Origin of the sequence: Enterobacter sp. 61D5, from assembly GCF_034107965.1 — a bacterium.
Lineage (GTDB): Bacteria > Pseudomonadota > Gammaproteobacteria > Enterobacterales > Enterobacteriaceae > Enterobacter > Enterobacter cloacae_M.
Window position 1 is genome coordinate 634,812 of record NZ_JAWNFK010000006.1, and the last position, 12,483, is coordinate 647,294.

General features: G+C 52.1%; 10 protein-coding genes and 1 pseudogene. 2 read left to right on the forward strand and 9 right to left on the reverse strand.

The window, feature by feature from the left end; genetic code table 11:
• Window positions 1-298: 298 nt before the first annotated feature.
• The 9 genes and pseudogenes from umuC to yihU form a co-directional block, all read right to left on the reverse strand.
• Window positions 299-946, reverse strand: a pseudogene (gene umuC / locus UTM25_RS08170) (translesion error-prone DNA polymerase V subunit UmuC); the annotation flags it as partial.
• Between the two features lie 9 nt (window positions 947-955).
• A complete protein-coding gene (ompL, locus tag UTM25_RS08175) occupies window positions 956-1,648 on the reverse strand; it encodes a porin OmpL (RefSeq protein WP_194399052.1) in 693 nt (230 codons plus the stop codon).
• A gap of 66 nt (window positions 1,649-1,714) precedes the next feature.
• Window positions 1,715-3,136: an MFS transporter gene (locus tag UTM25_RS08180; RefSeq protein ID WP_194399051.1), complete on the reverse strand. Its 1,422-nt coding sequence runs from the start codon at window positions 3,134-3,136 to the stop codon at window positions 1,715-1,717.
• 46 nt (window positions 3,137-3,182) lie between these two features.
• Window positions 3,183-4,565, reverse strand: coding sequence for an MFS transporter (locus UTM25_RS08185; protein ID WP_194399050.1), 1,383 nt, complete (start codon window positions 4,563-4,565; stop codon window positions 3,183-3,185).
• A 45-nt stretch (window positions 4,566-4,610) separates the two neighbouring features.
• Entirely contained in the window at window positions 4,611-6,647 is a 2,037-nt protein-coding gene (locus UTM25_RS08190) for an alpha-glucosidase (RefSeq protein WP_194399049.1), read from the reverse strand.
• Window positions 6,648-6,695: 48 nt separating this feature from the next.
• Window positions 6,696-7,538 carry an aldose-1-epimerase gene (locus tag UTM25_RS08195; protein ID WP_194399048.1) on the reverse strand — a complete coding sequence of 281 codons (843 nt, stop codon included), beginning with the start codon at window positions 7,536-7,538 and terminating at the stop codon, window positions 6,696-6,698.
• 18 nt (window positions 7,539-7,556) lie between these two features.
• Complete coding sequence (gene yihS, locus UTM25_RS08200; RefSeq protein WP_194399047.1) at window positions 7,557-8,798, reverse strand: sulfoquinovose isomerase; 1,242 nt, start codon at window positions 8,796-8,798, stop codon at window positions 7,557-7,559.
• 14 nt (window positions 8,799-8,812) lie between these two features.
• Window positions 8,813-9,688: a sulfofructosephosphate aldolase gene (yihT, locus tag UTM25_RS08205; protein ID WP_194399046.1), complete on the reverse strand. Its 876-nt coding sequence runs from the start codon at window positions 9,686-9,688 to the stop codon at window positions 8,813-8,815.
• A 10-nt stretch (window positions 9,689-9,698) separates the two neighbouring features.
• Entirely contained in the window at window positions 9,699-10,595 is an 897-nt protein-coding gene (gene yihU / locus UTM25_RS08210; protein ID WP_194399045.1) for a sulfolactaldehyde 3-reductase, read from the reverse strand.
• Window positions 10,596-10,762: 167 nt separating this feature from the next.
• On the opposite strand from yihU, the gene UTM25_RS08215 reads away from it, so the two are divergent.
• Both UTM25_RS08215 and UTM25_RS08220 read left to right on the forward strand, forming a co-directional pair.
• A complete protein-coding gene (locus tag UTM25_RS08215) occupies window positions 10,763-11,659 on the forward strand; it encodes a sugar kinase (RefSeq protein ID WP_194399044.1) in 897 nt (298 codons plus the stop codon).
• Window positions 11,660-11,692: 33 nt separating this feature from the next.
• The coding region (locus UTM25_RS08220) for a DeoR/GlpR family DNA-binding transcription regulator (RefSeq protein ID WP_194399043.1) at window positions 11,693-12,483 on the forward strand (791 nt) is incomplete at its 3' end.

Here is a 12,483-nt window from a genome sequence, read left to right on the forward strand (position 1 = left end):
TAAATATTGTATCATTTGCTAAGCATTGCTGTTACATTCGGTTTAATGATGAATCCTCCTCAGCGGCAGGGCTAATTAACCTGATGATTTGTATATCCAGCGGCTCATCGTGAATTTCTGAAGCAGCGAGTCACGAGTGGTTAGTTCAATGACTCACCGGGAGGCACCCGGCATCATACCCATAAGCCCCTGTATAATTGCAGGGGCTTATTTACATTACAAAAGCATAGTAGTTGACATATTAATCTTAATACTCATAGCCGATAATTAGGTTAGAATGAATATACCGTTTAAAGGATCATCTAACTTTTATTAGGTCTGAATACCTCGTAGTATATCGTGGAGATAACATATCCCGCTTCATCTGACATTGCTGCTGTATGCCTTGGCCAGCATAGTAGAGTGTCCCTTTACCGTCTTTCGCGTTAAAGTGATCAAGCACCTCCATCAATCTTTCACTACCAGCCCGCGGCGCGTTCTCATCAAACAAGTTAAGCTGGGCCACTCCCTGGCTAAAGAAGTCCCCAAGCATAATGCCGGCTTTCTGGTACCGATGGCCATCCTTCCAGATTTTGTCAAGGCACTTAGCCGCGGCGTTAATAATGTCGCGGGAATCCTGTGTTGGAGTCAGCAGCTTCACCGATGAGCTGTTGCCATAATACGGCTCGTTAAGCGCAAAGGGAGAGGTCTTCACGAACGCCGAGATAAAACGGCAATACTGATGCTCGCCACGTAATTTTTCAGCACCCCGAGCTGCATAGGAGCAAATGGCCTGCCTCATTTGTTCGTAATCAGTGACGCGTTCGCCGAATGACCTGCTACAGACGATTTCCTGCTTTGCCGGTGCAAACTCCTCCAGATCTAGGCATGGTTCACCGCGCAGTTCCCGGACGGTTCGCTCAAGAACAACATTGAAGTGTTTGCGGATAATCCAGGTGCTTTGTTCTCAGAAAGCTTAAAAGAAATACTTTGCCCCGACACGAATCTGGTTCTGTTCGCGATGATAGGGTTCAACATTGCGATCTAACCAGCGTAATTCCAGGTAGGGCAACCAGTGTTCATTGATCCGATATTTAAAGGTACTGGTAATTTCCCAGTGATGATCTTTTCCGTTGCTGCTATTGAAGTCATTGACTCGCATAAAATAGTGCGGTTCAAAGGTATAGGAAAATTTATCGGTAATGGCAAAGTTCCAGTAGTTACCTATTTCATAGGTATCATTATTATCCTGGTCACCGTTCAGGTCGGTTGAACTGTAGTTATTATGGTTATATCGATTACGCACGGTAAGATTAAACCACGGTGTAAATTTATAGTTAACATCCAAATAAACAGCGCCGCCAGAACCAATACTCTTATCGTTTATTAGCCCGCCAGGTTGGATTGTTAATTTATCTGTCGGTTTAAATAACGGATACCAGCCCTCTATTTCGTTATAGCCGTGTTTTAGCTCATCCTTGCGTTGCATCGTGTAGGTGTTGGTGAGCATGATGCCCGCACCCATATCAGAGTTATAGCCGACGCGCATCATAACCTCTATTTGATCAGATGCCAGGTTATATGCTTCGCGGTTTTCTACATAGGCTCCAGCGAAAGCAGAGGTTGATACCACAGAGGATAAGAAAATTATTGTCGTTAATTTTTTCATGATAAATCCTTTTTTTAAGCGTAGGGAGGCCGCCATCCATTGGGATGGAATAGGCGGCTATTATTTTTATACGTTTACAGCAGAGGTATTCTTTTTATTGGTAATAGGGTCCGGTTGGATGTTGTTTTTCTTCCGTTGGCTGATTTCCTCAATAATAAAAGCAAAACGTGTTTCGTTGAGTTTATAAAAGAAGCCCATTGTGAGTGCTGCAATAATTGCAAGTCCGCAAGGCCAGAGAAAAATGAGTTGACGCAAACCGAGCAGGGTAGCATCGCTCTGGGCTATGTTGGGGATATAACCGATTTGTGTCAGCATAATCCCAGGCAGGAAGCCTGCGAGCGCAGCGGAAATTTTGCGAGAAAAGGTATAACCCGTATATACCGAGCCTTCCGCACGGATCCCCGTCTTCCATTCGCCATAATCGACCGTATCCGGAACCAGCGCCCAGTTCAGGCTGTTAACAAAAGCGGTTCCGAAGAAGGCCATGCAAGAAAACATCACGAATAAAAACGACGTGCTGCCCCAGAAAAAGTTCAGCACATCGCCGATTGCCCATAGCGCCAGACCGCCGAGGTAAACCTGTTTTTTACCGAAGCGTTTTACAGCTGTGGGAACCAGCAGTACCCCAACCAGAATGCATCCCATGCTGAAGAAACCCATCCACGACAGCAGATGTATATCGTTCAGCACGTACTGGGTGTAATACACCTGAATCGCCAGCTTAATGTTGAATGCCGCCAGCGTGCACAAGTTGGCAACACATAGCACCAGTAGTGGAGGGTTACGGAAAATGGCGCAGAACGATTTGAGAATACTGGGTTTATGGTGATCCGGCACGATTTCGATATAGCGTTCCTTCACACCGCTAAAGCACCACCACATACTGAACAGTCCGCAGACAGAGAAGAGCAGTGCGGCAATCAGATAACCCAGCGAAGGCGAACTGATAAATAGAGCCTGAATTGGCATAAAGCCAACGGTACACAGTAACAGGCCTACGGTAGCGCCGCCCTGACGCCAGGCGGCGAGCTGAGCGCGTTCATGTGGATTTTTAGTAATTGCAGGCACCATCGCGCCGTAGGAACAGTTCATCAGGCTATAGAACAGGCCGAACAGCATGAACAACACCGTTGCCAGCCCCGTTTTCACTGTTAGCGTAAAGCCTGTTGCTAAAAACTGCGCGCTGGCGACGACGGCGACAGGAAATGACGCATATAAAATAAAGGGTCTGAATTTCCCCTTTGCGCCAATATTACGCCTTGAGTCCAGCAACACGCCGGTCAGAATATCGGTGAAGGCGGTGAAGAACTTCGCCACCAAAAAGATAATCCCACCGTACCAGGCCGGCATCCCTAGCTCATCGGTATAAAATTTAAGCAGATACAGCGTGCCGATACACAGCATCAAATTTGAGCCGAAGTCACCCACTCCGTAGGCGAATTTTTCACGCAGGCTCAGTTTTAGCGTTAGCGGATCATGAAATGACATAATCGCTCCTCAATAGCGCCCCGTAGAGCGCTATTCATTATTATTATCAAACGGTTTGTTTACGCGCTTCTATCTCTTCAACAATGCGGACATACATCTTCTCGTTAAGGTTGTAGAAACAGCCCATAGCTACAATGGTGATCACCGCCAACGCGCAGGGATAAATAAAGATCAGCTGACGCAATCCTTCGACCGTACTGGCAGATTGCACCACGTTGGGGACATAGCCGATTTGCGTCAGCATCCAGCCGGGGAAGAACCCTGCAAGCGCTTGCGACACTTTACGAAAGAAAGTGAAGCCGGTGTATACCGTTCCTTCCGAACGTACGCCGGTACGCCATTCGCCATATTCCACCGTGTCGGAGACCAGCGCCCAGTTTAGGCTGTTGACGAATGCTGAGCCGAAGAACGCCAGGCACGAGAAAGCGACAAAGCTGACGGAACCGCCGCCAAAGAAGTAGTTAAGCAGATCGCCCGCGCCCCAGATCAGCAAACCGCCGATGTAGACCTTTTTCTTGCCGAAACGTCTGACCATTCCCGGCATCAATAAGACACCGATGAAGATACAGCCCATGCTGAAAAAGCCCATCCAGGAAAGGAGGATCGGGTCGTTCAGTACGTATTGGGTGTAATAGACCTGAATCGCCAGTTTGACGTTAAACGCGCCAAGTGTGCAAAGGTTGGCAACGCACAGAATAAACAGCGGGCGGTTACCTGCGATCGCGCGGAAGGATTGCAGCAATCCCGGTTTTTGCGCGGCATCAACGGGTTTCACTTCCACATAGCGTTCTTTTACCCCGGCATAGCACAGCCACATAAACAGCAAGCCGAACAGAGAGAATAAGGTGGCGGCGAAGATATAGCCCAACTGTGAGTTGCCTTCGATCAGGTTCATTACTGGTACAAAACCGACGGTGCACAGCAGCAGGCCAAGAGTGGCTCCGCCCTGTCGCCAGGCTGCCAGCGAGGCGCGTTCGTCCGGGTTTTTGGTGATCGCGGGGACCATCGCACCGTAAGAGCAGTTCATCATACTGAAGAACAGTCCGTACAGCATAAACAGTACCGTTGCCATCACCGTTTTACCGGTGACTTCAAATGGTGTACCGACAAAGTTCGCAATCGCCAGCAGCGTCACTGGAAATGCGGCATACAGAACGAACGGGCGGAATTTGCCTTTCGGGCCGATTTTGCGGCGCGAGTCGAGCATAATCCCAGTCCCCATATCGGTAAACGCAGTAAAAAACTTGGCGATAAGGAAAATGATACCGCCATAAGTTCCAGGTAAACCAAGAACATCGGTATAAAACTTGAGTAAAAAGAGCGTACCTATGTCCAGCAGGATATTGGAACCTAAATCCCCCATCCCATAGGCGAGTTTTTCTTTGAACGGCAAGCGTAGGGTTGCCGGATTAGAAGAGGTCTGACTCATTATTATTCTCCATTTGCCCGTGAGTCTCCTCACGGGCGAGCCGTATTAGATGTTGCGTAAAGTGGCAAACAGTGACGCCCATTCACTCTTCGCGCGATAAAACACCGGAGGCTTGCCAATAGCCGCATCCACGGTAATTTCACCGCCCTGATAGGTTTCCCCGGTCCAGACATTTACCCAGCTATCTTCCGGCAGATACAGGGTCCAGTCGGACTTGCCTTGCTCGTGAACCGGTGCGACCAAAAGATCTTGTCCCAGCAGATACTGATATTTCAGGGTATAGGTCCGCGCATCGTCTTCGTAATGCAGGAACAGCGGGCGCATCACCGGCAGACCGGTAGCGCTGTTTTGCGCGACGGCCTGTTTGAGATACGGTTTCAGGGTGGTAAACACGGTGGTCATTCGTGCAAAGTGGGCGATGGTTTCAGCATCACCATCAAACTGCCAGTTATCGCCTGGGCGGTTACCCTCGTGGGTACGCATCATCGGCGTGAAGGCGCTTAAGTCACACCAGCGCAGCAGTAGTTCTTTGCTGCGTTTCATGTCAAACAGGGTGGTGTAGCCGCCGATATCGCTGTGGTGCAGACCGTGACCGGTCATCGCCAGCGACAGCGCCGCAGGAACGACGGAAGCCAGACCGTCGTCAAGGCTCCAGTCCACGTTCTGATCGCCCGCCCACATCATGGTGGAGTATTTCTGGCTGCCGGTGTAACCCGCACGCATAAAGAACAGGATCTCGCCGAGTTTGTCGGTCTCCTGTAGCGCCTCGTAGTTACATTTCGCCCACAGTGCTGGCCAGGCGTTGTGCATGATCTCGGCGCTGACGCCGTTGTGCAGATACGTATCTGTCGGCAGGTATTCGCCAAAATCTGCCATCCAGCCGCCGCAGCCCAGTTCGATCATATTTTTCTTGATGACCTCTTTGAACCAGTCGTAGGCTTCCGGGTTGGTCAGATCGACCACGCCACCGTAAAACTCGCCAAACTCTACGAGGTAATCGCCGCCGGATGCATCTTTCGCCAGATAACCGTGTTTGGCCGCTTCGGCACAGAGATCTTTATCGCTGGCAACATACGGGTTGATGTAGGAGAGGAACTGCACGCCTTCTTCTTTCCATTGCTTAATACGGCTATTCAACTGCGGATAATTGTCGCTGTTCCACTTCCAGTTCCACATCACGCGCTTGCCAAAGGAGGTCATGCGGATCCCGGACCAGTCCTGCGCCCAGATGCCGTTTACTTTCACGCCTGCGTTACGCATGGTGTCCAGTTTGCTCTGGCAAACCTCAGTACCGCCCTGAATACCGAGCGTGACGCCATCGTAGATCCAGTCCGGCAGCTCCGGCTGACGTCCTAACAGCGCAGTCAGTTTTTCCAGCAGAGAGATGTAGGTATCAGCGCACTCAAAGCGCAGGGTGGTTTTGTCCTCCCACAGCGCCAGTTCGTGATACTCCGGCGCGCTGAAGTCGAAATTCATATAGCAACTGTTATCAACGTGGCAGTAGTACTTCTGCGTGCTGACGAAGGTCGGCTGTGGGAAGAAGGTCCAATAGTAGTCGCCACCGGCGTTCTCTTTACAGTCGGCTTGCCAGGTGACATAGCTGTTTTTATTTCGGCCCACGCCTTGTTCGCTGGTCCACAGCGGGAACGGCTTACCGCGTAAGTCGAAATAAGAGAACTGTTCGCCGCAGCCGTAAATATGATCATCCGCCCTGGCGGCCAGACGCAGCCAGATGCGGTTATGGTTGAGATCGCCGTTGTGCAGATCCAGCTTCAGGCGACCCTGTTCATCGGTGGAAATATGCAGCGTGGCGTTGATGGTCTCACCGCGGCTGAAATGCACCCGCCAGCCGTCTGGCGACTCGCTTACCGTGGCGCCAGTCAGAGCAATCTTCTCATTGAGCCTGTCTTTAATGCTGAAGTTGCCGCGAAACATGTCGATGTCGGCAACACCAGCGCCGATCCACAGGCAGGGCGTTTCTGTGCTGTGGCGTAAAATCAGGCGCTGGTGGTACGTTAAAGCAAATCCATCAGGTAATGATGTGAGTTCTATGGCGGTTGACCGTTGTTGTAGCGAATTCATTGTCGTCTCCGTAAAAATAGGGTAATTCGGTAATTTGTCGGAAATCTGTTATTCACTGCCGATTAAAAAATGCATCTGATGTTGTTCTCCGGGCGCGAGATGAATCAGGCTTATTCCGGAGTTAAAGGCGTCTGGCGGGCAGGTCATCGGTTCAACCGCCAGGCCGCGCCGTGCTAATTTTTCGCCGGTATACACTTGCAACCAGGGCTGGTGGCTGCGTAAAAAAGTGGACATCTTTTGCGATGGGCTGGTCATCCTGACTTCCCACTCAGCGTCAGGTGGCATAGTCCTGAACGTATGATCGATAGCGGTCTGCGCAATGCGTTGCGGCGTGGTGAAATATCGTTCATCACATGTTTCTTCACTCACCGGGAGTGTTAATTCACAGTCATCAATAGGTTGCAGATTGCAGGTCAAATAGGGATGTGCTCCCGCGCCATACGGCGCGATTTCGTCACCCACATTCTGTGTGCGGATAAAAACGTGCAGTCCACGGGTTGCCTCCAGTCGGTAAATCACCTCTGAAACCAGCGCGAAGGGATAACCATAAGAAGGCGGCAGAAAAATCGTCAGCGACAATTCCGATGCCGACTGCTGGTTAATCTGCCAGTCCCGCCAGGCCAGTAACCCATGAATGGCGGTATGTGAAACTGAGTCGTTAACGGCAAGCTGGTAATCCTTGCCGTTATAGTGATAGCTGCCGTTTACAACGCGGTTTGGCCAGGGGATTAACACTTTCCCCAAGTGTGCCAGCGGCATTTCTTCCGGTTTGTGGGGAATAACGATATGACGCCCACGGTGCGTCAATTCTGCTAGCCCAGCGCCAACCGTGACGATTTTCGCCTGGTAGTGTCCGGCCTGAAGATGAATGGTTTTTCCACCGCTATGCATGGCAGCCCACCTTGTTACTTATTTAGCGTTGATATCCAGCAGACCGGCGGCAACAGCCGGAGCAAGGCCCGGAGCCAGCGGCAGACGTGGGATCACCAGGCAGTGCAGCAGGTGATAAATATCCTGCTTGCCGTCCCAGACTTTGGTGGTCACCTTGTTATCGGTGTCCAGCTCCTGCCACCATGAACCGGTCTCGTAATCCATCAGGTAGGTGATGCAGTAATCCCACCATTTCTGGTACCAGGCTTCGTACTGGCTGTCGCCTGTGAGGGTGTACAGGGCGTAGGCGGTACCCATCGCTTCGACTATCGGCCAGCGCACTCTTTCACGAACGATCGGTTTGCCGTCCCAATCCACCGAATAGACAAAACCGTCTGCGCCGTCCGGTGCCCAGGCGTCGCGGATAGTGGCGTGGAAAAGTCCTTTTGCATCTTCCAGCAGCCAGGTGGGCGGCGTTTCGAAGCGAGCTTCCAGCGCGGCATGTAGATGCAGCATCAGGCGGCCCCACTCGATCCAGTGACCCGGCGTGCCACCGTAGGCGCGGAAACGGTGAGCTGGGTTGTCCTTGTTGTAATCGCGGATTGGATTCCACTGTGAATCGAAGTGTTCATTGACGCGGTACTCCCCGCTACGGGCCACGTCGTGAATAATCACCGAAGCGATACGCAGTGCGCGATCGAGCCATTTACGGTCATGAGTCACGTCATACACGATCAGGAAAGCCTCGACCGCGTGCATGTTAGCGTTGCCGCCGCGATAATCTTCGGTCTGGCTGAAGGCTTCGTCCCAGGACTCCAGGCACATTTGTTCGTCTTCGCTCCAGAAGTACTTCTCAATCACCTCGATGGCGTCATCCAGCAATTTTCTGGCCTGTGGATGACCGGTAGTGACTGCGCTTGCCGCGCCAAGTAAAACGAAGAAATGCTGATAACCCTGCTTGGAGGCATCCATCACGCCTTCGTCATTGACGCAGGCGTACCAACCGCCGTAGCGTGTGTCGCGTAGCGCGCCGTTCAGCGCCTTAATGCCGTGGTCGACGAGTTGATATGCACCTGGGCGACCCATGGAGGCGGCAACGGAATAGACGTGCAGCATGCGGGCGGTGATCCACAGATGTGTTCCCATATCCGCTCTGACCTGACCACTGTTTCCTAACCAACCAAACCCGGTGGGCACCGCCGCGTTCTTACCAAAGTTAAAGATGCGATCGGTTTCTTGTTCCAGCCAGCGGTTGTGGCTTAGGGTGTTAAACCATTTCATGCTTTGATCCTCTATTAGCGGCCGGCCATCATTTCGTCGACGATATCGCCCAGACGCTGCAACTTCGGTGCGGAAACATCACGCAGCATCAGTTCGGTATCCGGCAGACCCACGACGGATGACCAGACCGCACGCCCGGCCAGGAAGCCGGATGCGCCTGCGGTCATTGCTACGCTGACCGCGCGTGGGAACAGTTTTTCATCCACACCAGAGGAGAGAATGACCCACGGCATGCTGATGTTTTCATTCAGGCGCTGAGAGGCGCTAAGCAATTCCTGTTGGGTTCCTTTGCCGTACAGCGGCATTTCGACCTTGTAGAGATCGGCACCGCTATCGCCCAACTCTTTCGCGGCATCGATGATGGCCTGTTCACGGCAGAACTTATCGCCACGACGCGGTGGGCGAACAACCGGCTCGATGATGCTCAGCAGCCCATTGCAATGGCATAACTCATTGAATTCCTTCACCATTTCCAAGCGCTGTTGGGCATCTTCATCGCTACGCCACAGCACCAGCAGTTTGAGAGCCTTAGCACCATCTTGCTTCACAGCCTGCGGGTTGATTTTTTTATCAATCACTACGCTATCGACCGGAATTCCGTTACCCGGAATAAACTCATCAGCGGCCACAATCATGGCGCAGCTTTTGGCTACCGCGTTTTGCTCTACAACCTGGCGGTAGCAGAACTGCTGATCGACCAGAATGGCGGAGGCATAGGGGGACAGGATCTTTGCCGCATTGACTTTGAAATCGGTCAGCACGCTGTCATTGACCGGGGATTTTGCTCCCGCTGCGGCAAACATTAAGCGCATGGCTTCGCGCTGATCGACCGCCAGCATGGCAAAACCGCCGGAAGCTCGGGTGATATCTTTCAGGGTGTACTTCGTCATTGTTCAGTCCTTACTTATCTGTGTGTTTATTTAGCCCGGCGGATGCGCGAACCTGTTCAAGAATGGCCGTCCAGTCTTCCCGGCCACGGCCAGCGGCGCGTGCCTGGTTATAGACTTCGCGGGAGGCGGCACCGAGCGGCATCGGCACATGTAGTTGGTTGGCAACGTCCAGCGCGATGCCAAGATCCTTGTGAGCTAAATCGATCATGAAGGCCGGGGAAAGATCGCCTTTCAGCACTTTGTTCGGCCAGGAGGTAGTGAAGTGGCCTTTCCCGGCGGGAGTGCCGCTCATGACTTGCAAGGCCACATCGAAGGAGAGGCCAAGCGCTTCGCACAACACGGCGGCTTCAGCAGACAAGGCGTTTAACGCGATGCTCATGTAGTTGTTGATGAGCTTGACGCGAATGCCCATGCCGGGACCGCCTGCGTTGATCAATTCATTACCCATCGCCATCAGAACCGGTGTGGCGCGTTCTACCTGCTGTGCCGTTCCACCTGCCAACAGCAACAGCGTTCCCGCGATAGCGTGATCGGAGGTACGTCCAACCGGGCAATCCATCATGTCGAAGCCTTTGTCACGCATATCGGCGAGCAGTTTGTCGGTTTGCAGTGGGTGAATAGTCGACATATCAATCACTAATGCCTGCGGGGAGAGGTTTTCGCAGATACCCTGCTCACCGAACAGTACGCTGCGCACCAGATCGCCGTTTGGCAGCATTGTGATGACAAATTCTGCCCCTTTTACTGCCTGAGCCGGGCTGCTGGCAGGTTGGGCTCCTTTTTCCACCAGGCGCTTAATGGCATCCGGGTTAACGTCAAAGACGCTGAGTTGATGATCCTGCTTCAGCAAGTTGCTCGCCATGGGTGAACCCATCTGACCTAATCCGATAAATGCTATAACTGCCATAACGTTCTCCTGAGACGTGGATGTCATTTTTTTGTCATTCAAGGTCGTTTGTTTTTGTCTGTTTTTGATCGTATTTGTAATTTATGGTCAAAAAATTGACAACCGTCACTTTTTAAACATTTTGTGAAATTAAAATGATCCCATCTTGAAACGCCTAAGGAATGACCATGATTCGTATTGCTTGTGTAGGTATTGCCGTGATGGATCGCATCTATTACGTGGAAGGTTTACCGACCGAAGGAGGTAAGTATGTGGCGAAGCGTTATACGGAAGTGGGCGGCGGGCCTGCTGCAACGGCCGCAGTGGCTGCAGCGAAGCTGGGCGCGCAGGTGGACTTTATTGGCCGCGTGGGCGATGACGACACCGGAAATAGCCTGCTGGCGGAGCTGGAATCCCTGGGGGTAAACACCCGCTACACCCGGCGCTATGCGGGGGCAAAGTCTTCGCAATCGGCAATTATGGTTGATGCGCAAGGAGAACGGATTATCGTTAACTATCCCAGCCCGGATTTACTGCCGGATGCTGCCTGGCTGAATGAGATTGATTTTTCCCAGTGGGATGTGGTGTTGGCGGATGTTCGCTGGCACGAAGGCGCCAGGCAGGCGTTCACGCTGGCGCGTCGGGCGGGAGTGATGACGGTACTGGATGGTGACGTCACGCCACAAGATATCAGTGAGCTGGTGGCGTTGAGCGATCATGCGGCGTTCTCTGAACCGGGTCTGGCGCGTTTAACCGGGATAAATGATTCTGAAGCTGGACTTAAACAAGCAAAAACGCTCACAAATGGTCATGTCTATGTGACACGAGGGAGCGAAGGCTGTGACTGGATAAAAAATAGTACGTTGCAGCATCAATCTGGATTTAAAGTCGATGTTGTGGATACTACGGGAGCTGGGGATGTTTTCCACGGTGCGCTCGCATTCAGCCTGGCGGGTGGCGATGCTCCAGAAGAGGCCGTCAGGTTTGCCAGTGGGGTTGCTGCGTTAAAATGCACTCGCCCGGGAGGAAGGGCCGGAATCCCTGACTGTGATCAAACCCGATCTTTTCTGTCACTTTTTGTATAAAATGCCAGGGCAATGGTTTTTCGAGGAAATTTCATGAGTCTTACCGAACTGACCGGTAACCCGCGGCACGATCAGCTGTTGATGCTGATTAGCGAGCGCGGTTATATGAATATCGACGAGCTGGCGAGCCTGCTGGACGTGTCCACGCAAACTGTGCGTCGTGATATTCGTAAACTCAGCGAGCAGGGATTAATTACGCGTCATCATGGCGGCGCGGGCAGAGCCTCCAGCGTGGTGAATACGGCGTTTGAGCAGCGTGAAGTCTCCTGGACGGAAGAGAAAAAAGCCATCGCGGAAGCGGTGGCTGACTACATTCCCGATGGGTCTACGGTGTTTATTACCATTGGCACTACCGTTGAGCAGGTTGCGCGCGCGCTGTTAAACCATAATCATTTGCGCATTATCACCAACAGCCTGCGTGTGGCACACATTCTGTATAACAACCCACGTTTTGAAGTCATGGTGCCGGGTGGAATGTTACGCCCGCATAACAGTGGCATCATTGGCCCTTCTGCCTCGGCATTTGTCGCTGATTTTCGCGCTGACTACCTGGTTACCAGCGTTGGCGCGATCGAAAGTGATGGCACACTGTTGGAATTTGATGTTAACGAGGCCAGCGTAGTGAAAACGATGATGGCTCATTCACGACAAATCCTTCTTGCTGCCGATCATACTAAATATCACGCATCGGCCGCCGTTGCGATTGGTAATGTGGCTCAGCTCACAGCTCTGTTTACCGATGAGTACCCGGGAGCGGCTTTGCGCGAATTATTTGATTCTGTTCCGGTTGATATCATCAAGTCTGGACTGACCCCACGCCCGTA